A 24,335-nucleotide genomic window follows, 5' to 3' on the forward strand; every position below is an offset into this window, starting at 1 on the left:
TCAGAGCGCTTCATCCAAAACCGCTGCCTACTGGCAGCGGTTTTTTTTCGCCCATCCTTTCTCCCGTTTTTTTCGTATTAATCGACCTTATTGATCGGATATCGGGCGGTTTCGGGCCCCTTCCGCATAACCTTGATCTACCTCAAGTTTCAACCCTCGGTTCGCGACGGTCTGCCGCAGCGCAGCACTCGGCATCGGAATGCCGGCATTTTAAAATTGGCATGTCGGCTTAAAAGGATTAAAACAGCTTAAGTGCCGTCATAAATCCGACGTAAAGTCGCCCCAAAACCATGTAAATCGATTCAGGATAATCGCCTTGATCTCGATCAATAAAGAGCCTGCGCCGCCTCCCCCGCAGGCCGCCGGCACGCCCGGCTGGCGCGCGCGCATCGGCGCGTGGGCACGCGGGCCAACCCTCGCCCGCGACATCACGCTGGTACTGATCGTCAAGCTGGTTCTCTTGATGTCGCTCAAATACGCATTCTTCAATCATCCGCAGGCTGAGCACATGTCGCTGCCGCCTGCCGCCGTCGCCGAGAAGCTGCTCTCGGTGCCGGTGCCTGCATCTACCGAGGGAGACCACCATGATAAGTAGCGAAGTCGTCGATCTGTCGCGTCTGCAGTTCGGCATCACGGCGCTCTACCACTTCCTGTTCGTGCCGCTGACGCTCGGCCTGTCCTGGCTGCTCGTCATCATGGAAGCCGTCTACGTGATGACCGGCAAGCAGGTCTACAAGGACATGACCCAGTTCTGGGGCAAGCTGTTCGGGATCAACTTCGCGATGGGCGTGACGACCGGCATCACGCTCGAATTCCAGTTCGGTACGAACTGGTCGTACTACTCGCACTACGTCGGCGACATCTTCGGCGTGCCGCTCGCGGTCGAAGGCCTGATGGCGTTCTTCCTCGAATCGACGTTCGTCGGCCTGTTCTTCTTCGGCTGGAACCGCCTGTCGAAGGTCAAGCACCTGATGGTCACGTTCCTCGTCGCGCTCGGCTCGAACCTGTCCGCGCTGTGGATCCTCGTCGCGAACGGCTGGATGAACAACCCGGTCGGCGCCGAGTTCAATTACCAGACGATGCGCATGGAGATGACGAGCCTGTTCGACGTGCTGTTCAACCCGGTCGCGCAGGTGAAGTTCGTGCACACCGTGTCGGCCGGCTACGTGTCGGCGGCGATGTTCGTGCTCGGCGTGTCGTCGTGGTACCTGCTGAAGAAGCGCGACGTCGACTTCGCGCTGCGCTCGTTCGCGGTCGCAGCCGGATTCGGCCTCGCGGCGACGCTCTGCGTGATCGTGCTCGGCGACGAATCGGGCTATACGACGGGCGAAGTGCAGAAGATGAAGCTCGCCGCGATCGAGTCGGAATGGGAAACGCAACCGGCGCCCGCATCGTTCACGCTGATCGGCATCCCGAACCAGGAAGCGCAGCGCACCGACTACGCGATCAGGATCCCGTACGCGCTCGGCCTGATCGCGACGCGCTCGATCGACGAACCGGTGATCGGCCTGCGCGAGCTCGCGAAGCACAGCGAGGAGCACATCCAGAGCGGGATGGTCGCGTACGGCGCGCTGCAGAAGATCAAGCAGGGGGACACGAGCGAGGCAACCCGCGCGTTGTTCGACCAGCACAAGCAGTATCTCGGCTACGGGCTGATGCTCAAGCAGTTCACGCCGAACGTGGTCGATGCGACGCCCGAGCAGATCAAGGCCGCCGCGAAGAAGACGATCCCGCCTGTTGCGCCCGTGTTCTTCTCGTTCCGGATCATGGTGGCCCTCGGCTTCCTGTTCGTCGCGACGTTCGTCGCCGCGTTCTGGTTCTGCGCGCGCCGCGAGCTGCTGCATGACAACCGCCGCTGGTTCCTCCGCTACGCGGTGTGGGCGATCCCGCTGCCGTGGATCGCGATCGAATTCGGCTGGATCGTCGCCGAGCTCGGCCGCCAGCCGTGGACGATCGCGGGCGTGCTGCCGACGCACCTGTCCGCGTCGAGCCTGCAGCCGAGCGACCTGTACCTGAGTCTCGCCGGCTTCATCCTGTTCTACACCGCGCTGTTCGTCATCGAGATCAAGCTGATGTTCAAGTACGCGCGCCTCGGCCCGTCGTCGCTGCATACCGGCCGCTATCACCACGAACTCGCCGCAGCCGGCGAGCGTGCCGCGGTTTGAGCACGCCCCCGCAACGGAACAAGGAATCGCTATGGACTATGCAACTCTCAAGCTGATCTGGTGGCTGCTGGTCGGCGTGCTGCTGATCGGCTTCGCCGTCACCGACGGCTTCGACATGGGCGCGACCGCGCTGCTGCCGTTCCTCGGCAAGACCGACGACGAGCGCCGCATCATCGTCAACACGGTCGGCGCGACGTGGGAAGGCAACCAGGTGTGGCTGATCACGGCCGGCGGCGCGATGTTCGCCGCGTGGCCGCTCGTGTACGCCGCGTCGTTCTCCGGCTTCTACTTCGCGATGCTGCTCGTGCTGTTCGCGCTGTTCTTCCGGCCGGTCGGCTTCGACTATCGCAGCAAGCGGCCCGACCCGCGCTGGCGCGCGGGCTGGGACTGGGGCCTGTTCGTCGGCGGCTTCGTGCCGGCGCTGGTGTTCGGCGTCGCGTTCGGCAATCTGCTGCAGGGCGTGCCGTTCAAGTTCGACAGCGACCTGCGGGTGACCTACTACGGCGGCTTCTGGGCACTGCTGAACCCGTTCGCGCTGCTCTGCGGGCTCGTCAGCCTCACGATGCTCGTCGCGCACGGCGCCGCGTTCATCAAGATGAAGACCGACGGCGCGATCGCGCGCCGCGCGTCGATCGCGCTGCGCGTGTCGGCGCTCCTCGCGGTCGTGCTGTTCGTGCTGGCCGGCGTGCTGGTCGCGTCGACGATCGGCGGCTTCCACATCACGCACGCCGCACCGAACGATACGGTCGCGAACCCACTGCTGAAGGACGTCGCCGCCGGCTCAGGCCTGTGGCTCGCGAACTACGGCGAATATCCGTGGATGATCGCGGCACCGGTGGTCGGGATCGCAGGCGGCCTGCTCGCGCTGCTGCTCGCCGGCTCGAAGCAGGAAAAGACGGCGTTCCTCTGCACCGGCCTGATGATCGCCGGCGTGATCCTGACCGCGGGCTTCTCGATGTTCCCGTTCATCATGCCGTCGTCGCTCGACCCGCGCAGCAGCCTCACCGTGTGGGATTCGACGTCGAGCCATATGACGCTGCAGGTGATGCTGTTCGCGGTGATCGTGTTCTTGCCGATCATCCTGCTCTACACGAGCTGGGTCTATCGCGTGATGCGCGGCAAGGTCACGCATCAATCGCTCGAAGAGAACAAGCACTCGATGTATTGAACCCGGCCGGGGCGCACATGCGCCCTCGCCCACCGTTTCGCAAGGAGTCGGACCATGTGGTATTTCAGCTGGATTCTCGGTATCGGCGTCGCGCTGTCGTTCGGCATCGTCAACGCGATGTGGCTCGAAGCACGGCAGAAGTCGCCGGAAACGCCGGTGCGCGCACGCCGCGACTGACGCGTGACACGGCGGATCGCACCGCCGCCCCAAGGAAAAACGGCTTGCGACGCATCGCAAGCCGTTTTCGTTTTACTGCCCTGCGGCCCGGACCCGCTACGCGAACCGGCCCCGCCTCATCGCGTCATGCCTGATCAGGCCGGTTGCGCGGCCGCACCGCCGCCCGTCGGCGGCAGGCGTGCGCCGAGCTGTTCCGCATAGCGTGGCGCCGCGTTGCCGCAGACGATGTGTAACGTGTCCGGCGACACCCATGCGACGTCGAGCGCACCGAGTCGATCGCGATCGACCGCCGATGCGTCGCGCACGACGACACGCAGGCGCGTGGTCGCGATCGCGTCGAGCGATGCGACGTTGGTCGCACCGCCGAACACCGCGAGCCAGCGCAGCGGATCGGGATCGAGCGGGCCGGCCGCCGCGCCCGTGACTGGCTGCGCAGCCGCGGTCGTTGCCGTCGCCGCGGCACCCGTCGCGCCGCTGCCGATCGCCGAACGCATCTCGTCGGCAATGATGTCGGCCTCGGGCCCGATGATCACCTGCACGCTGTTGCCGCCGCGCTTGAGCACGCCGCGCGCGCCGATCGACTTCAGTTCAGGCTCCGACACCTTCTCCGGATCGACGACGGTCAGGCGCAGGCGCGTCGTGCATGCGTCGACGACCGTCAGGTTGCCCGCACCGCCGAGCGCGGCGATGTAGCGCTGCGCACGCGGCGCGGCCGCCGCGGCACCGCCAGCCGGTGCGACGAAACCGCCCGATGCGTACGACTCGGTCGCTGCATCGGCCGAGGCCGGCTCGCGGCCCGGCGTCGCCATGTTGAACTTGCGGATGAAGAAGCGGAACAGCCCGTAATACGCGGCGCCGTACGCGATGCCGAGCGGAATCGCGATCCAGCCCTTCGTCGACAGCCCGTAGTTCAGCACGTAGTCGATCGCGCCGGCCGAGAACGTGAAGCCGAGCTTCACGCCGAGGATCTGGCAGATCGCGAGCGACAGCCCCGTGAGCACCGCATGAATCACGTACAGCACCGGCGCGAGGAACATGAAGCTGAATTCGATCGGCTCGGTCACACCGGTCAGGAACGACGTGAGCGCCATCGAGAACAGCAGGCCGCCGACCATCGCGCGGCGCTCCTTCGGCGCTTCGTGCAGCATCGCGAGACACGCGGCCGGCAGGCCGAACATCATGATCGGGAAGAAGCCGGCCATGAAGGTGCCCGCGGTCGGATCACCCGCGAAGAAGCGGTGCAGGTCGCCGTGCACGATCTCGCCGCCGGCCGGCGGCGTGAAGTTGCCGAACACGAACCACGCGAGCGAGTTGATGATGTGGTGCAGGCCCGTGACGAGCAGCAGGCGGTTCAGGAAGCCGAACACGAACGCACCGATCGCGCCCGCCGTCGTCAGCCACTGGCCGGCCGCGTCGATCGCATGCTGGATCGGCTGCCATACGTATCCGAATACGATGCCGAGTATCACGCACACGAGCCCCGTGATGATCGGCACGAACCGCTTGCCGCCGAAGAACGCGAGGTAGTCCGGCAGCTTGATGTCCTTGTAGCGGTTGTACAGCAGGCCCGCGACCACGCCCGCGATGATCCCGGACAGCACGCCCATGTTCAGCTTGGGATCGATGTCCTTCATGATCGCGGTTTCGATCAGGTAGCCGATCGCGCCCGCGAGTGCCGCCACGCCGTTGTTGTCCTTCGCGAAGCCGACCGCCACGCCGATCGCGAACAGGAGCGGCAAGTTGTCGAAGATCGCGCCGCCGGCGTCGGCGATCATCTTGATGTTGAACACGTCCGGCTGTCCGAGCCGCAGCAGGATGCCGGCGACCGGCAACACCGCGATCGGCAGCATCAGCGCCCGGCCCAGCCCCTGTATCTTCAGAAACGGATTCCCGTCCATTCAGTCCTCCAATCCATGTCTCGTCATTAATCGTCGTTGACCTAATTGCTTTCGTAGTGAAACGGGTCGCGCGCCCGCCGCCGACGTTCAGTCGAGCGGCCAGACCTCGCGGCTTGCTGCCCTTACCGCCTGTGCCGAGTCGAGTGCGAGCAGGTCCTGCGCACGCTGGCGACACAGCTGGTAATCGAGACGGCGCACGCGCGCCTTGATGCCCGGCACCGATACGGGGTCGACCGACAGCTCGGTCACACCGAGGCCCACCAGGATCGGCACCGCGAGCGGATCGCCGCCCAGCGCGCCGCACACGCCGACCCACTTGCCGTGCTTCGCGGCACCGCGCACCGCGATATCGATCAGGCGCAGCACGGCCGGATGCAGGCCATCGGACTGCGCGGCCAGATCGGCCTGGCAGCGGTCCATCGCGAGCGTGTATTGCGTCAGGTCGTTGGTGCCGATCGACAGGAAATCCGCGTGCTGCGCGAGCTGGTCGGCGAGCAGCGCCGCCGACGGCACCTCGATCATCACGCCGACCTCGATCGGCTCGGTGCGGCCCTGTGCACGCGCGAATTCGTCGATGCGCTTGCGCAGCCGCACGATCTCGCCCGCATCCGTCACCATCGGCAGCAGGATGCGCACCGCGCCGAACGGCTTCACCGCGAGCAGGCCCTGCAGCTGATCGTCGAGCAGATCGGGGCGCACCTGCGCGAGGCGGATGCCGCGCAGGCCGAGCGCCGGGTTCGGTTCGGGCGGCAGCGTCAGGTAGTCGACTTCCTTGTCGGCGCCGACGTCGAGCGTGCGGATGATCGCGGTGCGGCCCTGCAGCGCATCGACGATCGACTGGTAGCTCTGCTGGTGCTCGACGACGCTCGGCGCGGCCTGGCGATGGATGAACATCAGCTCGGTGCGCAGCAGGCCGACCGCGTCCGCGCCGTTGTCGACCGCGGTGTTCGCGTCGTCGAGCGTCGCGATGTTCGCGGCAACCTCGATCGCGCGGCCGTCGACGGTCGCGGCGCCGGTGCCGGCCATCTGCCGGTTCGCTTCGCGCACGCCGTCCAGGCGCTGGCGTTCGTGGCGCGCGCGCTCGACGTCGAGCGCGGTCGGCGCGTGTTCGAGACGGCCCGCGCTCGCATCGACGACAACCTGCGTGCCGTCCGGAATCGCGTAGAGCGCGTCGCCGACCGCGACAAGCGCCGGAATGCCGAGCTGGCGCGCGATGATCGCCGCATGCGACGTCGCGCCGCCGCGCGCCATCACGAGCGCGGTCACGCGCTGGCGATCGAGCGACGACAGGTCCGACGGCGTGAATTCCTCGGCGGCGAGCACGGCCTCGTCGGGCAGCGTGCGCGTCGCGCCGCTCGTATGACCGAGCGCGCGCAACACGCGCTTCTCGATGTCACGCAGGTCGGCCGCGCGCTCGGCGAGCAGCGCGTCGTCGAGCTTCGACAGCGTGTCGATCTGCGCGCGGATCGTCGCGCGCCACGCGAAGCCCGCGCTCTTGCCGAGGCTGATCTGGTCGCGCGCCGCGTCGACCAGCGTCGGGTCTTCGAGCAGCACACGATGCACCGCGAAAATCCCCGCCTCGCCGACCGCGCCGCGCGCCGATGCGTTGCGCACCGTTTCGTCGAGTTCGGCGTCGACCGCCTTCAGCGCCTGATCGAGCTGTCGGCTTTCCGACGCGGGCGTGCCGGTCGCCTGCTCGGGCGGCACGATGTCCGCATCGTCGAGACGCACGAGCGTGCCGACCGCGATGCCGGGTGCCGCGCACACACCCGCGAGCGTGTTCGGATCGAGCGACGCGCCGGTATGGTGCACGACCATCTGCGGCGCGGGCGACTTGAGCCTAGCCGGCGTTTCCTCGACTTCGCCGTGCGCTTCACGCAGCAGTTCGTGCTCGACCGCTTCGACGGCTTGCTGCGCGTGCGCGCCGCGGCCGACCAGTTCGATCGTCGCACCTTCGCCGGCGCCGAGGCCGAGCAGGCCGACCACGCTTGCGATCGGCGCCTTGCGGCCGTCGAAATGCACGTCGACATGTGCGTCGAGCCCGCGCGCGGCTTCGCGCGCCCGCGCGGCCGGCCGTGCATGCAGGCCGCCCGGCTGCGTCAGCACGATCTCGCGGCGCACTTCGTTCATCGCCGCGGCGCCGGCCTGCGCCGCCTGCGCGGCGGCTTCGCCCTTGCCGCGCAGCGTCAGGAGCGGCGTCTCGCCGGCCGTCGCGAAACCGCTCGCGCGCTCGACGACGTCGAACGCATCGGAGTTCGCGATCGCGATCACCGAGACCAGCGAATGCGCACTGCGTGCGACCGCGTCCTGGTCGAATTCGATCAGCAAGTCGCCCGCTTCGACACGCGCGCCGGCCTCGACGCGCGCGGTGAAGCCCTGCCCGTTCAGCTCCACGGTGTCGATGCCGATGTGCAGCAGCACTTCCGCGCCTTGCGGCGTCGTGATGGTCACCGCATGGCCGGTACGCGCGAGATGCGACACGATGCCGGCGCACGGCGCGACGAGCTTGCCCGCGAGCGGGTCGATGCCGATGCCGTCGCCGAACATCCCGCCGGAGAACACCGGATCGGGCACATCGGCCAGTGCGACGATCGGCCCGGTCAAGGGGCTCAGCAGAACGATCGGATCATGGGTGGAACTCTTCAACTGGGACTCCTCGGCGCGTCTCATCGGCTGTCTCGGCTATCAGTGCGTTTCGGTGACTTTGTTCAGGTGGCGCGGCGTGTCGGGATTGCGGCCGCGCGCGACGGCGAGATCCGCCGCCATCACGTAGAACGAAAGAATGGCGGCGATCGGGTCGAGCGCCGAATGGGCGGACTGCGCAAGCGGCAGCGTCGCGCCGGGCGTGCCGGCGGGGGCCGCGAGCAGCACCGCGGCGCCGCGTGCGCGCATGTCCTGCGCGAGCTGCAGCAGCCCGGCCTGCTCGGGCCCCGGCGGTGCGAACACGAGCAGCGGATAGTCGCGGTCGATCAGCTCCATCGGGCCGTGACGGACTTCGGCGCTCGAGAACGCCTCGGCCTGGATGCCGGAGGTTTCCTTCAGCTTCAGCGCGGCTTCCTGCGCGATCGCGAGGCCCAGGCCACGGCCGATCACGATCATCCGCTCGACGCCCGCGAGCGCGGCGACGGCCGACGACCAGTCGAGCCGGCCGGCTTGCGCGAGCACGTCGGGCAGGCCGCGCAATGCGGTCATCAGCGCGGCGTCGCGCTGCCAGTACGCGACGATCTGCGCGGACAGCGACAGCATCGCGATATAGCTCTTGGTCGCGGCGACCGACAGTTCGGGGCCGGCCAGCAGCGGCAGCTGGTGCTCGCACGCGTCGGCGAGCGGCGACGGCAGCACGTTGACGGCGGCGACGGTGCGCGCGCCGGCTTCGCGCAGCGCGGCCATCGTATTGACGAGATCGGGGCTCTTGCCCGACTGGGAGAAGGCGATCGCAAGTTGGTCCTGCACCAACAGCTTCGCCTGCTGCAGCGTCGCGACCGACATCGGCAGCGACGCGACCGGCACGCCGAGGCGGCTCATCGTCAGGCTCGCGAAATAACTCGCGGCGTGATCCGAGCTGCCGCGCGCGACCGTCAGCGAGACGGCCGGCGGATGATCGAGCAGTTGGCCGGCGAGCGCTTCGACGCGCGTCGTATCGGCGAGCTGCGCGGCGACGACCTGGGCGGACTCGCGCGCTTCCTTAAGCATATTCGACAATCGATTCTCCTTCGACGTAGGTCGCGGTGAGGTTCAGGTCGCGATCGAACACCACGAGGTCGGCCCATGCGCCGCGCTCGAGGCGGCCGCGATCGGCAACGCCGAGATAGTCGGCCGCATAGCGCGACATCCGGTTCGACACGTCGGCGATCGGCAGGCCGAGCGACACGAGGTTGCGCAGCGCCTGGTCCATCGTCAGCGTGCTGCCGGCGAGCGTGCCGTCGGCGAGCCGCACGCCGCCGAGGCACTTCGTCACGTGCTGGCTGCCGAGACGGTATTCGCCGTCGGGCATACCGGTGGCGGACGTGCTGTCGGTCACGACGTACAGGCGCGGAATCGCGCGCAGCGCCGCACGAATCGCGCCCGGGTGCACGTGCAGCAGGTCGGGAATGATTTCCGCGTATTCGGCATGCGCGAGCGCGGCGCCCACCAGGCCCGGGTTGCGGTGATGCAGCGGCGACATCGCGTTGAACAGGTGCGTGAAGCCGCACGCGCCGTGCTTGAGCGCGGCCACCGCGTCGTCGTAGGTCGCGAGCGAGTGACCGAGCTGCACACGCACGCCGCGCGCGGCCATCTCGCCGATGATCTCGATGTGGCCGGCGATTTCCGGTGCGAGCGTGACGACCCGGATCGGCGCGATCGACAGGTACTTCAGCACTTCGTCGAGCACGGCCGACACGGCCGCGTCCGGCTGCGCGCCGAGCTTGCCGGGGTTGATGTACGGCCCTTCGAGGTGCACGCCGAGCACGCGCGCGCCGCCCGGCGAGCGGGTGCGCGCGACGGTGCCGAGGTTCGCGACGACCTGCATCAGTTCGTCGCGCGGCGCGGTCATCGTCGTCGCGAGCAGGCTCGTCGTGCCGAATTGCGCGTGCGTGCGCGCAATCGTCTCGATCACGTCGCCGCCTTCCATCACGTCGGCGCCGCCGCCGCCGTGCACATGCAGGTCGATGAAGCCGGGCAGGATGTACGGCGCGTCGTTCTTCGCGGGATCGGCGGGCGTGCCGTCGAGCGTGGTGATGCGGCCGTTCTCGCTGTCGAGCGAACCGTGAATCCAGCCGTCGGGGGTAAGGATGTTTCCAGTCAGCATGACGTTTCTCTAGATGATCTGGTGACGCGGACATCCGCGTCGCGATTTGCAAATCCGTTGTGCTTCGTTGCGTTCCGTTGCGCGTGGCGCGCGGGCAGTCTCGCGCGTCAGCGTTTCAGTTCGGCGACGAAGTCGTAATAGTCGTCGCGGCAATACGTTTCGGTCACTTCGATCGCACGCTGGTCGACGCCGTAGCCGATGCGCGTGATCACGAGCAGCGCCGAGCCCGGCTTCACCGCCATCCACTTCGCGATCTCGTGCGTCGCGTTTGCCGCGCGAAAGTGCTGCAGCGCGCGCACGACGGTCATCCCGCGCGCGTCGAGGTATTCGTACAGCGACGTGCCGAGCGCCTGCGGATCCGGCACCACCGCGGCCGGCAGCGTCGAATGCTCGACGGCCATCACGATGCCGTCCGCGCGGCGCAGACGTTCGAGCCGCGCGACCGTCGCGCCCGGCGCGAGACCGAGCCGCGTGATCTCGTCGCGGCTCGCGGCGCGCAGCGTGCGCGACAGCCACACCGAATCGGGCGTGAAGCCGCGCTGCTGCATCTTCGCGGTGAAGCCGACGAGACGCGACAGCGGATCGGCGACACGCGGCGTGATGAAGCTGCCCGCACCGCGCGCCCGCTTGATCAGCCCCTGCTCGACCAGCAGCGCGAGCGCACGGCGGGCCGTGATCCGCGACACGCCGACCGCCCCCGACAGCAGCCGCTCCGACGGCAGCGCCTCTCCGGCCCGCCACGCGCCGGCGTGAATCGCGCTCGCCAGGTTGCGGGCGAGCTGCAGATACAGCGGTGTGTCGTCGAGGGAATCGGGCGCCAGTTCGGACCAGCCGGTTTCCATGTGCCTCCGGGTGTCGGGCGACGATCTCGGACCGTCGAAAGTGAACGCATTATATAACCACAATAATACCAGTCAACGAACTGGTATTAGCGTCGCGAAAATCGCCGGAAGCCTTGCCACACAAGCGTTTTAGTAGCGGGAAAGCCTTTGTTTACAATGCGATGCAGGATAGGGATTTACCCGAAGTGGTATGCAAGGGGACCGTTCCGGTGCCGGATTCGGCGGGCTTCGTGTGGCGAAAACGATACCTGAATAGAACCAATTTGATCGACTGGTATGCATCCGGCGGCAGCGCGCGAGCGGCGTGCCGGCGCGCTGCGTCAATGGAACTCGCGGCTCGACGTGCGCAGGCCGCCGAGCAGCGGCGTCAGATCCTCGAAATACTGCGCGACGAGGTGCCTCACGCCGCTGACGACCTGCCATACGCCCGACGCCGCGAGCAGCCGCGAATCGAGCGTTTCGCGGCGCTGCCGCGCGAGCAGCTCGGGCCGCACGATCACGTTCACGCAGCCCGTTTCGTCCTCGAGCGTCATGAACATCACGCCCTTCGCGGTGCCCGGCATCTGCCGCGCGATCACGAGCCCGCACGCTCGCGCGAGCCGGCCGTCGGGACGGTCGCGCAACTCGGCCGAGGACGACAGCCGATGCGCGCGCAACGCGGGCCGCAGCAGCGCGACCGGGTGGCGGTTCAGCGTGAGGCCGGTGGTGTGATAGTCGGCGAGGATGTCGTCGGCTTCCGACGGCGCGCCGAGCACGGGTCGCTCCGTTTCGTCGATCGACGCGGCGGCGAGCAGGTCGCGCTCGGGCGCCGCTGCGACGGCCTGCCACAGCGCATCGCGCCGATGACCGGCGAGCGTCGCGAGCGCATTCGCGGCGGCGAGCGCTTCGAGATCGCGCCGTTCGAGCTGTGCGCGGCGCGCGAGCGCGTCGACGCTCTCGAACGGGCCAGCCGCGCGCGCGGCCTCGATGCGCCGCGCGGCGGCCTCGCCGAGCCCGCGCACGAGCAACAGGCCGAGCCGCACCGCCGGCTGGCCGTATGGCGGCGGCTGACCGGGCAGCGCTTCGAGCGACGCTTCCCAGCCGCTACGCGTGACGTCGGCCGGAAAGACCTTCACGCCATGACGCTTCGCGTCCTGCACGAGCTGCGACGGTGGATAGAAACCCATCGGCTGGCTGTTCAGCAGCGACGCGACGAAAATCGCCGGTTCGTGGCATTTGAGCCAGCTGCTCGCATAGGCGAGTTTCGCGAAGCTGGCCGCGTGGCTCTCGGGGAAACCGTATTCGCCGAAGCCCTTGATCTGCTCGAAGATCTGTTCGGCGAATTCGCGCGTGTAGTTGCGTTCGAGCATCCCGTCGACGATCTTGTCGTGATACTTCTCGAGGTTGCCCTTGCGCTTCCACGCGGCCATCGCGCGGCGCAGCTCGTCGGCCTCCCCTGGCGTGAAGCCCGCCGCGACGATCGCGATCTGCATCACCTGTTCCTGGAAGATCGGCACGCCGAGCGTGCGTTCGAGCACTTCCTTGAGCGCGTCGCTCGGATACGTGACCTCGCCGTCCTCTTCGCCGGCCACGATCCTGCGCCGCTTCAGGTACGGATGCACGGCGCCGCCCTGGATCGGCCCGGGCCGCACGATCGACACCTGAACGACGAGGTCGTAGTAGTTGCGCGGCCGCAAGCGCGGCAGCATCGACATCTGCGCACGCGATTCGATCTGGAACACGCCGACCGTATCGGCGCCGCAGATCATGTCGTAGGTTGCTTCGTCATCCTGCGGAATGTGCTTCAGCGTGAACGGCTCGCCGTCCTCCTGCGGCCCGCGCCACGCTGTGCGCATGTCGAACGCGCGATGCAGCGCCGACAGCATGCCGAGCGCAAGCACGTCGACCTTCATCAACTCGAGCGCCTCGAGATCGTCCTTGTCCCACTGGATCACGCGCCGCCCGTCCATCGCCGCGTTCTCGACCGGCACGAGCCGCGTGAGCTTGCCGCGGCTGATCACGAAGCCGCCCGAGTGCTGCGACAGGTGACGCGGAAAGTTCAGCAAGCGCCCGGCCAGTTCGGCCCATGCGCGAATGATCGGTGTCGCCGGGTCGAGGCCGGTCGATGCGAATTGCTGCAGCAGGTTGCGGCTGCCGTCGAACCAGCGATGCCCCTTCGCAACGCGGTCGACCAGCATCGGATCGACACCGAGCGCCTTGCCGGTTTCTCGCAGCACGCCGCGCGGGCGGTACGTCGAGACGGCCGCCGCGAGTGCGGCGCGATCCTTGCCGTATTTTTCGTAGATATGCTGAATGACCTCTTCCCGGCGCTGATGCTCGAAGTCGACGTCGATGTCGGGCGGCTCGCCGCGCTTCTCGCTGATGAAGCGCTCGAACAGCATCGTGCTCTGATCGGGATTGACCTCGGTGATGCCGAGGCAATAGCAGACGACCGAGTTCGCGGCCGAGCCGCGACCCTGACACAGGATGTTCCGGCTGCGTGCGTATTTGACGATGTCGTAGACGGTCAGGAAGAACGGCTCATAGCTCAGCTTCGCAATCAGGTCGAGTTCATGCTTGATCAGCCCCGCGACCTTTTCCGGAATACCCTGCGGATAACGCGCGGCCGCGCCTGCCCGGGTTTCCTGTTCCAGGTAGCTCGTCGGCGTGTGCCCCGCTGGCACGATTTCGTCCGGATACTCGTAGCGAAGCGTGTCGAGTTCGAAATCGCACGCGTCGAGAATCGCGCACGTCTGCGCGATCTCCTCCGCCGAAAACAGCTGCGCGATCCGGTTGCGCGCGCGCAGATGCTGTTCCGCATTCGGCGCGAGCGCATATCCGCACTCCGAAACCGGCATCCCGACGCGGATCGCCGTCATCACGTCCTGCAGCGGCTTGCAGGAACGCCGGTGCATCGTCACGTCGCCGAGCGCGACGATACGCACGCCGCGCCGCTCGCCGGCCGCGCGAATCTCGTCGCGCTGCGCGCCGTCGAGCGCGCGCTGCAATTGCACAAGCCCGAGCCGCGCGCGCTCGCCGAAGGTTGCACGAAACCATGCGACCTGCGCGTCGAGCACGTCCGCACGCACCGGATACGCGGGCACGAGAATCGCGAAGCAGTCGGGCATGCCGCGCAGGTGCGCGAACTCCGCAGGCGGCGCCGACAGCATCCGCGACGTCAACGTGTAAGTGCCCTTCGGCGCGGCCATCCGCCGCCACGAAATCAGCTCGGAAAGATTGCCGTAACCCTCCCGGTTCTGCACAAGCAGCACGAGCCCGAACGCGCCGGGGCCCGGATCGTGGCCCGGTGCGGCTTCATCCGGTGTAACTTCGAAATACGACCCGATGACGAGCGGCAGCCCTTGCGCCTTTGCCGCGACATGCATGCGCGGCGCGCCGGCCAGCGAGCATTCGTCGGTGATCGCGATCCCGCGATAGCCGAGCTTGGCCGCCCGCTCGACCAGTTCGTCCGCATGCGACGCGCCATGCAGGAACGAAAAGTTCGACCGGCAGAACAACTCCGCGTAATCGGGCAACCAACCGAGTTCCGCAACCATTGCCGTTCACCCGAACAAGCCGTGCAGGAACCAGTGCGGCTCGGCCTGGCTTCCCGAACGCTCCAGGAACACCCAGTAGCACGCACCGGCCTCGTCCTGGGCGACGTGGTAATCGCGTGCGGCCAGTTGCCCGTCGAACCACCCGGCTTCGATCCGCTCGGCCGACGACATCATCCTGAGCGGCGTATGGAACACCGGCCGGTTCTCGCGCATCAAGAGCGGCTGCGGCTCGGCCAGCAGCCACGCGGGACGCGGCGGCGCGGCCGGCAACCCGCAGGCCGGCTTGCCCGCCTGCGCATCGAGCGGCAGCCAGCGGTTCGCGGCTTCGGGCCGGTAATCGGCAACGGGCGCCGCGCGCAACACGTTCTCCGCGCCGAGCCGCGCAACCAGCAGTTCGAACAGCCGCGCGCGCGTCTCTTTCGTGCCGCCCGGCTCGGGAAAGAGATCGTCGGCCGGCGGCGCGACCGATTCGACGCGCGTGGCCTTCAGCCGCACCGCGATCACCGCGGCCGGCAACTCGACGCGCGCGAGCCGCTCGCCGAGCAGTCGCATGAAGTGCGCGTCGTCGCGCACGGGCGCGGCGAACGCGAGTTCGAGCGGCGTCGGCGGCACGGCCTGGCGGCCGCGCTCGTGCTCGAGATCGAACGTCATCGCGGCCAGCGACAGCTGCCGCGCGGCCAGCCACCCGCACAGCTGCACGACGAGCCGTCGCGCGGCGAACAGCACGGCTTCCGCGTATTCGACGCGCTCCGGCAATTCGAGCCGCACGTCGAACACGGGCGGCACCGCCATCCACGCGAGCGGCTCGACCGCATCGCCGTACGCGCGATCGAGCGCGGCGAGCAGCGCCGGACCGCAGCGGCGCTGCAGCCCCGCGCGCGGCAGGCCGCGCAGATCGGCGAGCGTGCGGCAGCCGAGGCCGTCGAACCAGCCCGCATACGGGCGGGCGTCGGGCAGCAGCACGCACGGCAGACGATCGAGCGCACGGACAAGCGAAGCCGGCCCGGCCACGCGGCGCCGGATGCGCGCACGCGCCGACGTGCGCGCGAGCAACCACGCGCCGCGCCCGGTCGGCGCGGCGGACAGGCGCGCCGCATAGCCGAGCGCCGCGAGCGTCGCGCGCACCTGGCGGCACAGCGACGGCAGGCCGCCGAACAGGCGCAGGCTCGGACCGACGTCGACGATCAGCGTCGCTTCGTCGTCGAGCGCGACGCACGGCGAGAAGCGCAGCAACGCGAGCGCAACCGCGCGCAGCGCATCGGCCTCGCGGGCGGGATCGCGTTCGACGAGCCGCGTGTCGGGTGCGAGCGTCAGCACGCCGCCGCGCTTCATGCCCGCGCGCACGCCCTGCCGACGCGCGGGCGCGTCGGCGATCAGCACGACACCCTGCTCGAGCACCGCGCAACCCGCGTCGCCGGCCTCGCCGTCAGACGGAGGCGCGACGCACACGTCGAGCGGCAGGCGCGGCAGATGGATGCCGAGCAAGACGCGCATAGCGGCTCTCCACGATGGGCGACGGCAAATCGAGCACGAGCGGCTCGCTGTGCGCGGGCCCGTGACGCTTGACGATGTCGAGCGACACGCCGCCCGGCACCGGATGCAGCGCGACGCGCAGCACGGCCGGCGACGGCTGCCGCGCTGCCGACAGCGGGCGCAGCATCACGAACAGCGTGTCGCCGGTGCGCGCGGCCGCGAGATGCAGGCGCCGCAGCGCATCGGGCCGTGCGTCCTGCCAGAGCAGCAGCGCACCGCAGCAGCCCGTCCGGAGCACCTGCTCGGCGGCCCACAATGCATCGGTGCGGCTGCCGGCACGCAGCCACAGCAGCGCGTCGGACGGCACGCCGAGACCGGCCAGCGCGGTCGCATGCGGCGACTGCGGCGGCGCGACGAGCGCGAGCGGACGCCGCACGCTGACGGTGCGCGCGAGCGCGGGCGCGAGCAGCCGCATCTCGCCGCAGCCCGGCTGAGCGGCCAGCAGTTCGACGAGCCCGCCGACCGGCCAGCCGCCGCCCGGCAGTTCGGCGGACAGCGGCGCGAAACCCGTGTCGATCGTGCGCGGACCGCCGCGCGCAAGCTGCGAGCCGCGCCAAAGGGACGGATGAAGGGATTCGGGAGAAATGGAGGATGCGAGCATGACGCCACCCACAACTGTATAGATGTACAGTATATGGCAATGCGCTCGCGTCGCACAGTGCTGGTACGAAGCCGGTATTTTCGTCAGGGGAAAACGAGGAGGAAGCCGGCGCGCCCGGCCGCCGCACCGCCGCGAAACGCGAGCGCTGCCCGGCCGGCTGCGGTCCGCGCCGGTATCGGCGCAACGCGTCAGCCGCACTTGCCGCTTTACGTTATGCTGTCCGCCGACCCAGTCCCCCCTCGGAGGGCACATGAAACGGGGAATCCGTGCGATCGCGTGCGCGGCCGTCGCGCTGGTGCTGCCGGGCGCGGCATTCGCGCTGACCGACGGCTATGCGCAGTATGACGACTGCATGCTCAACGCACTGCGCGAGAGCCGTAACGGCGCAGCGGCCCAACTGATTCAGCGCTCTTGCGACGCGCTGTACCGCAACAACGCGATGCTGCTGCCGCGCGAGCGGCGCTTTCACGAGTGCGTCGTGCAGTCGCTGCCGGGCGTGCGCGACAACTACGCGATCCAGCAGATCATGTCGATCTGCTCGCGGCGCGGCGAGATGTGAGGCGGCGCTGAACACCGCGCACCGCGCAGTTGCCTGCGGGCCGCGCCAATGAAAAAGGGCCTGCGCGATGCAGGCCCTTTCGTTTCAGCGGTCCGACCGGTGTGCGGCGTTCAGAACGACGCGACCATCGAGCCCTTGAACTGCTTCTTGATGAATTCCCTCACTTCCGTCGACTGGTACGCCTTGAGCAGCTTCTTCACCCACGGCTGATCCTTGTCCTTCGCGCGCACGGCGATCAGGTTCGCATACGGGCTCGTCAGCGATTCGAGCGCGATCGCGTCCTTGGTCGGCTGCAGGTTCGCGGCGAGCGCGTAGTTCGTGTTGATCACGGCTGCGTCGACGTCCGACAGCACGCGCGGCAGTTGCGCGGCGTCAAGCTCGGAGATCTTCAGCTTCTTCGGGTTCTCGGCGATGTCGAGCACCGTCGCGTTGTTGCCGCCCGTGCCGGCACCGGCCTTCAGCTTGATCACGCCTTGCGTCTGCAGCAGCAGCAGCGCGCGGTTCTCGTTCGACGGATCGTTCGGCACCGCGAGCTTCGCGCCTTGCGGCAGGTCCTTCAGCGCCTTGAACTTCTTCGAGTACACGCCCATCGGCGAGATGTAGGTCAGACCCGCGCTGACGATCTTGTAGCCGCGCTGCTTCACCTGGCTGTCGAGGTAGGGTTGATGCTGGAAGCTGTTCGCGTCGAGGTCGCCCGAATCGAGCGCGGCGTTCGGCTGCACGTAGTCGTTGAACTCGATGACCTTCACGTTCAGGCCTTCCTTCTCCTTCGCGACCTTCTGCACGACCTGCCACACTTCCGAATCCGGACCGGCGACCGTGCCGACCTTGATCACCTTGTCTTCAGCGTGCGCGCCCGCCGACAGCGTCAGCGCGGCACCGGTGGCCAGCACGGAAAATACCTTCAGGAGACTGCGACGCTTCATCTGTTTCTCGCTTTCTTGCTAACTGAAAATGGGGCGCGATACGGGTATGCCCGAACTCGCAGGAAGGGGCAAATGGTGTCACAGGATCGGCCGGAAGTGAAATACATCCCGCTCATATGGGTATGCACCGCGGCGGTGCTCGCGGAGCATGGGCGACTCGATGTCCGGCACGACACGCAACGGCAGCTGTGCTACAAAGACCGGCTGGCCGGCGTGCGACGCGCCGGCGACATTCCGGGGCCATCCATGTACGTCATCGACATCCACTACAACGCATCGCTCGAGCGCATCGACGATGCACTCGAACGCCACCGCGCGTATCTGCAGCCGCTGTTCGAGCGCGGCATCTTCATCGCGGCGGGGCCCAAGGTGCCGCGCGAAGGCGGCGTGATCCTCGCGGCCCGCATCGACCGCGGCGAACTGGACGCGATCCTCGAGACCGATCCGTTCGTGACCGAAGGGCTCGCGACGTATCGGGTGACCGAATTCAAGATCACGCGTGCCGCGCAGGGTTTCAACGTGCCGGCGCTGCCGTAACGCGCTCACGCACGAATGCGCGTGCGCAAGCACGCCGCCGCGCGAGGCGGCGAATGCCAATCGAGGAAAAGCAGGAAACATGCGTGACGGCGCGTCGCGGCCGTCACGCGTTTCGCCGGGCGAGCGCCCGGGCGATCATGCGGCGCGTGCCGCTCAGTCGACCAGCAGCTTCAGGTCATGGACCCACGGGCCGGGGCCCTGGCCGTCGCGCACGAACAGGCGCAGCTTGCCGTCGCGATCGAATACGTAGCTCGCGGCGGTGTGATCCATCGTGTAGCTGCCGGGCGCCTTGCCTTGCACCTTCGCGTAGTACACGCGGAAATCCTTCGTGACTTTCTTGAGCTGCGCTTCGTCGGCCGGCCGCAGGCCAATGAACGACGGATCGAATGCGGGCACGTACTGGCCGAGCAGCGCGGGCGTATCGCGCTCCGGATCGACGGTGACGAACAGCACCTGCACGCGCTTCGCGGCATCGGGGCCGAGCTGCTTGAGCGCCTCGGACAGTTCGGCCATCGTCGTCGGACACACGTCCGGACAGTGCGTATAGCCGAAGAACATCACGACAGCCTTGCCCTTGAAGTCGGCGAGCGTGCGCACCTTGCCGGTCGTATCGGGCAGCGAGAAATCGGTGCCGAACTGCGTGTTGCCGGTGATGTCGAGATTCTGGAATTTCGGCGCGTTGTCGCAGCCCGCGAGCAGCGCGGCTGCCGCGAATGCGCACGCGAGCATCCAGCCTTGGCGCGCGCGGCGCCCGAACCATGAATGGAGCATTGCGTTCAAACCGTGCGGTTACACGCCGAGCAGCGGGCGTGCATAGTGATCGACGAGCAGCGCGGCGAACAGCAGCGACAGGTAGACGATCGAGTAGCGGAAAGCCTTGCGGGCGAGGTCGTCCGAATATTCGCGGTAGATCTTCCACGCATACGCGAGGAACACCGCGCCGAGCAGCACCGCGCTCGTCAGGTAGACGGCGCCGCTCATCCCGGAGATGAACGGCATCAGCGTGACCGCGAACAGGATCACCGTGTACAGCAGGATGTGCAGCCGTGTGAATTTCTCGCCGTGCGTGACGGGCAGCATCGGCAGGCCCGCGTTTTCGTAGTCCTTGCGGCGATAGAGCGCGAGCACCCAGAAATGCGGCGGCGTCCACACGAAGATGATCAGCACGAGGATCCACGCGTCGCCAGGCACCGCGCCGGTGACCGCGGCCCAGCCGAGCGCCGGCGGCATCGCGCCCGACGCGCCGCCGATCACGATGTTCTGCGGCGTCATCGGCTTGAGCAGCAGCGTGTAGATCACCGCATAGCCGACGAACGTCGCGATCGTGAGCCACATCGTCAGCGGGTTCGTGAACGTATAGAGCGTCCACGCGCCGACGCTGCCGAGCACGGCCGAGAACAGCAGGATCTGCGGGGGCGTGATCTCGCCGCGCGCGGACGGACGCCATGCGGTACGGCGCATCATCGCGTCGATCTTCTGCTCGACGAGGCAGTTGATCGCGAACGCGGCGCCGGCCAGCAGCCAGATGCCGACCGTGCCGCCGATCAGCACATGCCACGGCACCATGCCCGGCGTCGCGAGAAACATGCCGATCACCGCGCAAAACACCGCGAGCTGCGTGACACGCGGCTTCGTCAGCGCCATGTACTGCGAAAACCGGCTACCGGGCGATTGGGAAAGGGTGCTTTGCATGGGGACGGTCACGCCGGGGCGGCGTCGCGCGCGGGCTGCACGACACGGCCGGGGCGGCTTGAAAGGATGCGAAAGTTTAACATGACGACGAGCAGCAGCAGGATCGCGGCGCCGCCGTTGTGCGCGACGGCGACCGGCAGCGGCCACTGCAGCACGATGTTGGTCAGGCCCGTCAGGAACTGCAGCAGGACCACCAGCAACACGCCGTTCGCGGGCCGCCGCAGCGACGCGAAGCGACGCATCTTCAGCGCGAACGCGGCCAGGTACGCGACGACGACGAACGCGAACGTGCGGTGGGTCCAGTGGATCGCGACCAGCGCATCCTGCGTGATCGCCTCGCCGTCCTTCGTCATCCCGAGCGCGCGCCACAGATGGAAGCCCTGGCTGAAGTTCATCGGCGGAATCCACTGACCGTTGCAGGTCGGGAAATCGGTACACGCGAGCACCGCGTAGTTGGTGCTCACCCAGCCGCCGAGCGCGATCTGCACGACCAGCAGCACCAGCGCGGCAAGCGCGGCCGCTCGGTAGCGGCCGGCCTCCGGGTCATGCGACGGCAGCGGCGTCTGCCGCGCCGCGAGCCAGCCGAGCGTGCCGAGCAGCATGAGGCCGAGCAACAGGTGGGTCGTGACGATCACCGGCTGCAGCTTCATCGTGACCGTCCACGCGCCGAACACGCCCTGCACGACGATCAGCAGCAAGAGGCTCGTCGGCCACCACGGCGACACGTGCAGCGGGCGGCGGCGCAGCCGCGCGGACCAGGCGATCACGACCTGCGCGATGATCAGCACGCCGATCGCCATCGCGAAATAGCGGTGGATCATCTCGATCCATGCCTTCGTCATGCTGACGGGGCCGGTTGGCATCGCCTGGTGCGCGGCCGTGATCGCGGCGTGCGCGATGAACGGCGACGACGTGCCGTAGCAGCCGGGCCAGTCCGGGCAGCCGAGGCCCGAATCGGTCAGCCGCGTGAAACCGCCGAACATCACCAGGTCGAGCGTCAGGAACGTAGTGATCCACACCAGCTTGCGGAACTTGTTGTCGTCGGCCTTCACCCACACGTACGACAGCGGCAGCAGCGCGATGCACGAGCCGATCAGGCCGAGTTGCAGTAGATACGACATCGAATGTGTGCCTCGTCGTCTCGCCTTAACCGATGCTCGACCACTTCAGCAGCTTCGTCACATCCGACTTGATCTTGCTGGGGTTCGGGTTCTTCGGGAAACGCATCATCAGGTTGCCGTTCGGATCGACCATGTAGAGGTGGTCGCTGTCCTTCGTGCCGGCGTCGGCCGGCAGCCATGCGGCCACCGCGGCCGGGTCGGCGACCAGCCGGCGCGTGTCCGGGTAGGCTTCCAGCACCTTCTGCGGCATCGCGCCCGCATCGCTGCGCAGCCACACCATCGTGATCCGGTGCCGCTCGCCCGCCTGCGTGACGCGGATCTGGCGCATGAAATAGAGCTTTTGCGCGCAAGCGTCGTCGCACGCGCTGCGGTCGGTCATCACGAACAGCCACACGCCGCGCAGCGACGACAGCGGCACCATCTTGCCGGTTTCGTCGGTGACCTGCAGGTCGGCCGGAATCGGCCGCTGCGGCTCGATCAGCGTGCCGTAGTTGGTCGAGCCGCCCTTCGGCTTGATCACGTAATAGGTGAAGTACGACGCGATGATCGGCGCCGCGCACACGAGCCCGAGCAGCACGAGCATCCAGCGGCCGCGCTTGCGGGCCGCCGGCGAAACCGGCGTCGCGGCCGGACCCTGACGGGAAGATTGCATGGACAAATCAGACCTCTCGAAACGAACCCGCGGCGCTTGTGCCGCGTCCGGGCATCGCGCTCACGCGCTGGCCGACTTCTTCGCTGCACGCCGCGCGGCGTACAGGCCGAAACCGAGCGCGGCCGCCGCCATGCCCCACCACTGAAACATGTAACCGTAATTGCGCTCGACGCCGGTCGTCGCCGCCGGCCAGTCGCGCACGAGCTTGTCGCCGTCGTCGCTCGTCTGCTGGATCACGAACGGCTGCAGCGGCAGCCCCGTTTCCTTTGCATACGTGGCGACGTCCAGGTTCTGCCGGATCTTCTGGTGCGCGGCCGAGCCGCCTTCGCCGAGCTCGAACGCGCGCGATGCGTCCGCGCGCGCGATGCCTTCGATCTCGATGTCGCCGTCGGGCGTCGGGAACGGCTCGATCGCCGTGCGATCGGCGATGTTGCGCGGCAGCCAGCCGCGGTTCACCAGCACGACGCCGCCGCCCGAGAGTTTAAACGGCATCACGACATAAAAACCCGGCTGGTCGTTATACGGCCGATTGTCGAGGAACACCGCCTGCTCCGGCATGAAGCGGCCCCTGGCCCGCACGCGGTGGAACTCGATCGACGCAAGCGGAATCGGCTGCGCACCGACGTCGACGGGCGCCGCGTGCTCGTAACGCACGATGTTCGCCTGCAGCGCTTCCTTCTGGTGCGCGCGATCGCGCTGCCAGAACCCGAGGCGGATCGTGACCGCGACGACGACGAGAATCAGCAGCGCAGGCAGCCAGCGGATCTTCATCGGGCCACCCGCCAGGCGCATTCGCGAAAGCGAAGTGCGATAATTATCCTCGTCCTTTCGAATTGCCGTCGTCCGGTCCGTGTCATGCACATCCTCGTTCCCATCGCCTTCGTCCTGATCATCGCCAGCATGGGCTCGGCGCTCTACTTCATGATGCACGACCGCGGCCATACGAAACGCATGGTCTGGTCGCTTGCCACCCGCGTCGGGCTGTCGGTCTCGCTGTTCCTGTTCATCCTGCTCGCGAACTGGATGGGCTGGATCCATTCGACCGGCCTGCCGATCGGGCGTTGATGCATTCGCCCCGGCAGCGGCTGTGACATATCGCCGCACATCGGCGCCGCCAAGCAAAAGCGCCGCCTGACTGAGTCGCGGCGGCGCCGGGCTGGCGTTGAGCACAAGCAGCCAGCCGCTGCCCCGTCCCCGCCAACGAAAACGGCCCGCGCATCGCTGCGCGGGCCGTTGTTCCATTTACAGCCAGTAGACGACGACGTACAGGCCGAGCCAGACGACGTCGACGAAGTGCCAGTACCACGCGGCGCCTTCGAATGCGAAGTGGTGATCCGGCGTGAAGTGGCCGCGAATCATCCGCACCAGCACCACGGCGAGCATCGTGCCGCCGAGGAACACGTGGAAGCCGTGGAAGCCCGTCAGCAGGAAGAACGTCGAACCGTACACGCCCGAGTTCAGCGTCAGGTTCAGTTCGTTGTATGCGTGGTAGTACTCGAAGCCCTGCATGAACAGGAAGCAGATCCCGAGCACGAGCGTCGCGGCCAGCCAGGCGATCGCCTTGTTGCGGTGAGCGTCACGCAGCGCGTGGTGCGACACCGTCAGCGTCGCGCCCGATGCCAGCAGGAACGCCGTGTTTAGCGTCGGGACCGGCCACGGGCCCATCGTCTTGAAGTGACCGGCGAGCGCGGCGGGGCCCTCGTTCGGCCACACGGCGGAGAAGTCCGGCCAGATCAGCTTGTAGTCGAGGCTGCCGAGCTGGTGCAGCGCGATTTCACGCGCATAGAACAGCGCGCCGAAGAATGCGCCGAAGAACATCACTTCGGAGAAGATGAACCAGCTCATGCTCCAGCGGTACGACTTGTCGACGTTCTTGCCGTAATGACCGCCTTCCGACTCGGCGATCGCGTCGCCGAACCAGTGATACAGCGTGAAGAGCAACCACAGCAGGCCGAGCAGCGCCGTAAACGGCGCCCAGTCGTGACCGTTGATCCACAGCGCCACCGACCCGAGCATGACCAGCAGGCCGATGGCCGCGCTGATCGGATGCTGCGACGGATGCGGCACGAAATAGTACGGGGTCTGGTTTTGACCGCTCATGCTTGATTCTCCACTTCAGTCCAATTTGTGTACCGGAAA

General features: G+C 67.5%; 22 protein-coding genes. 7 read left to right on the forward strand and 15 right to left on the reverse strand.

Features of this window, described 5'->3' with window-relative positions; all coding sequences use genetic code 11:
- Positions 1-316 precede the first annotated feature (316 nt).
- From cydP to cydX, 4 genes are read left to right on the forward strand one after another with little or no spacing between them, the layout of a single operon-like run.
- Positions 317-595, forward strand: a complete 279-nt coding sequence (cydP, locus tag DIE15_RS20965) for a cytochrome oxidase putative small subunit CydP (protein WP_124834254.1) — start codon at positions 317-319, stop codon at positions 593-595.
- On the forward strand, positions 585-2,165 hold the full coding sequence (locus DIE15_RS20970) for a cytochrome ubiquinol oxidase subunit I (protein ID WP_057926510.1): 1,581 nt from the start codon (positions 585-587) through the stop codon (positions 2,163-2,165). The genes cydP and DIE15_RS20970 overlap by 11 nt, the downstream gene beginning before the upstream one ends.
- A gap of 31 nt (positions 2,166-2,196) precedes the next feature.
- Positions 2,197-3,333: a cytochrome d ubiquinol oxidase subunit II gene (gene cydB / locus DIE15_RS20975; RefSeq protein ID WP_124834255.1), complete on the forward strand. Its 1,137-nt coding sequence runs from the start codon at positions 2,197-2,199 to the stop codon at positions 3,331-3,333.
- A gap of 54 nt (positions 3,334-3,387) precedes the next feature.
- On the forward strand, positions 3,388-3,510 hold the full coding sequence (cydX, locus tag DIE15_RS20980) for a cytochrome bd-I oxidase subunit CydX (protein WP_057926508.1): 123 nt from the start codon (positions 3,388-3,390) through the stop codon (positions 3,508-3,510).
- Positions 3,511-3,644: 134 nt separating this feature from the next.
- Here cydX and nagE read toward each other — a convergent pair whose 3' ends face one another.
- The 8 genes from nagE to imuA form a co-directional block, all read right to left on the reverse strand.
- A complete protein-coding gene (nagE, locus tag DIE15_RS20985) occupies positions 3,645-5,408 on the reverse strand; it encodes an N-acetylglucosamine-specific PTS transporter subunit IIBC (RefSeq protein WP_057926507.1) in 1,764 nt (587 codons plus the stop codon).
- Positions 5,409-5,495: 87 nt separating this feature from the next.
- Positions 5,496-8,078 (reverse strand): phosphoenolpyruvate--protein phosphotransferase, encoded by a 2,583-nt coding sequence (ptsP, locus tag DIE15_RS20990; RefSeq protein ID WP_124834256.1) that lies wholly within the window; start codon positions 8,076-8,078, stop codon positions 5,496-5,498.
- Positions 8,079-8,093: 15 nt separating this feature from the next.
- The gene (locus DIE15_RS20995) at positions 8,094-9,101 is read right to left on the reverse strand and encodes an SIS domain-containing protein (protein ID WP_057926505.1); all 1,008 of its coding nucleotides are present in this window, start codon (positions 9,099-9,101) and stop codon (positions 8,094-8,096) included.
- On the reverse strand, positions 9,094-10,197 hold the full coding sequence (gene nagA / locus DIE15_RS21000; protein WP_057926504.1) for an N-acetylglucosamine-6-phosphate deacetylase: 1,104 nt from the start codon (positions 10,195-10,197) through the stop codon (positions 9,094-9,096). Before nagA ends, DIE15_RS20995 begins: the two co-directional genes overlap by 8 nt.
- A gap of 107 nt (positions 10,198-10,304) precedes the next feature.
- On the reverse strand, positions 10,305-11,039 hold the full coding sequence (locus DIE15_RS21005; RefSeq protein WP_124834257.1) for a GntR family transcriptional regulator: 735 nt from the start codon (positions 11,037-11,039) through the stop codon (positions 10,305-10,307).
- 320 nt (positions 11,040-11,359) lie between these two features.
- Positions 11,360-14,575, reverse strand: coding sequence for an error-prone DNA polymerase (locus DIE15_RS21010; protein ID WP_124834258.1), 3,216 nt, complete (start codon positions 14,573-14,575; stop codon positions 11,360-11,362).
- A 6-nt stretch (positions 14,576-14,581) separates the two neighbouring features.
- Positions 14,582-16,069 carry a DNA polymerase Y family protein gene (locus DIE15_RS21015; RefSeq protein WP_057926501.1) on the reverse strand — a complete coding sequence of 496 codons (1,488 nt, stop codon included), beginning with the start codon at positions 16,067-16,069 and terminating at the stop codon, positions 14,582-14,584.
- Positions 16,002-16,709, reverse strand: coding sequence for a translesion DNA synthesis-associated protein ImuA (imuA, locus tag DIE15_RS21020; RefSeq protein WP_124834259.1), 708 nt, complete (start codon positions 16,707-16,709; stop codon positions 16,002-16,004). Before imuA ends, DIE15_RS21015 begins: the two co-directional genes overlap by 68 nt.
- A gap of 250 nt (positions 16,710-16,959) precedes the next feature.
- On the opposite strand from imuA, the gene DIE15_RS21025 reads away from it, so the two are divergent.
- Positions 16,960-17,268, forward strand: coding sequence for a VF_A0006 family four-cysteine protein (locus DIE15_RS21025; protein ID WP_124834260.1), 309 nt, complete (start codon positions 16,960-16,962; stop codon positions 17,266-17,268).
- Positions 17,269-17,378: 110 nt separating this feature from the next.
- Here the strand turns inward: DIE15_RS21025 and DIE15_RS21030 are convergent, their stop codons facing one another.
- On the reverse strand, positions 17,379-18,194 hold the full coding sequence (locus DIE15_RS21030; RefSeq protein WP_057926498.1) for a MetQ/NlpA family ABC transporter substrate-binding protein: 816 nt from the start codon (positions 18,192-18,194) through the stop codon (positions 17,379-17,381).
- Positions 18,195-18,440: 246 nt separating this feature from the next.
- On the opposite strand from DIE15_RS21030, the gene DIE15_RS21035 reads away from it, so the two are divergent.
- On the forward strand, positions 18,441-18,731 hold the full coding sequence (locus DIE15_RS21035) for a YciI family protein (RefSeq protein WP_057926670.1): 291 nt from the start codon (positions 18,441-18,443) through the stop codon (positions 18,729-18,731).
- Positions 18,732-18,884: 153 nt separating this feature from the next.
- Here the strand turns inward: DIE15_RS21035 and DIE15_RS21040 are convergent, their stop codons facing one another.
- From DIE15_RS21040 to DIE15_RS21060, 5 genes are read right to left on the reverse strand one after another with little or no spacing between them, the layout of a single operon-like run.
- The gene (locus tag DIE15_RS21040; RefSeq protein WP_057926497.1) at positions 18,885-19,502 is read right to left on the reverse strand and encodes an SCO family protein; all 618 of its coding nucleotides are present in this window, start codon (positions 19,500-19,502) and stop codon (positions 18,885-18,887) included.
- An 18-nt stretch (positions 19,503-19,520) separates the two neighbouring features.
- Positions 19,521-20,423 (reverse strand): heme o synthase, encoded by a 903-nt coding sequence (gene cyoE / locus DIE15_RS21045; RefSeq protein WP_057926496.1) that lies wholly within the window; start codon positions 20,421-20,423, stop codon positions 19,521-19,523.
- 8 nt (positions 20,424-20,431) lie between these two features.
- On the reverse strand, positions 20,432-21,544 hold the full coding sequence (locus tag DIE15_RS21050) for a heme A synthase (protein ID WP_057926495.1): 1,113 nt from the start codon (positions 21,542-21,544) through the stop codon (positions 20,432-20,434).
- Positions 21,545-21,569: 25 nt separating this feature from the next.
- A complete protein-coding gene (locus DIE15_RS21055; RefSeq protein ID WP_057926494.1) occupies positions 21,570-22,196 on the reverse strand; it encodes a hypothetical protein in 627 nt (208 codons plus the stop codon).
- Between the two features lie 60 nt (positions 22,197-22,256).
- Complete coding sequence (locus tag DIE15_RS21060) at positions 22,257-22,967, reverse strand: SURF1 family protein (protein WP_057926669.1); 711 nt, start codon at positions 22,965-22,967, stop codon at positions 22,257-22,259.
- Positions 22,968-23,051: 84 nt separating this feature from the next.
- Between DIE15_RS21060 and DIE15_RS21065 the strand changes: the two genes are divergently transcribed.
- Complete coding sequence (locus DIE15_RS21065; RefSeq protein ID WP_034179103.1) at positions 23,052-23,261, forward strand: twin transmembrane helix small protein; 210 nt, start codon at positions 23,052-23,054, stop codon at positions 23,259-23,261.
- A 177-nt stretch (positions 23,262-23,438) separates the two neighbouring features.
- Here the strand turns inward: DIE15_RS21065 and DIE15_RS21070 are convergent, their stop codons facing one another.
- Positions 23,439-24,296 (reverse strand): cytochrome c oxidase subunit 3, encoded by an 858-nt coding sequence (locus DIE15_RS21070; protein WP_057926493.1) that lies wholly within the window; start codon positions 24,294-24,296, stop codon positions 23,439-23,441.
- Positions 24,297-24,335 lie beyond the last annotated feature (39 nt).

Source organism: Burkholderia sp. Bp9031 (assembly GCF_003857965.1).
Classification (GTDB): Bacteria; Pseudomonadota; Gammaproteobacteria; order Burkholderiales; family Burkholderiaceae; genus Burkholderia; species Burkholderia ambifaria_A.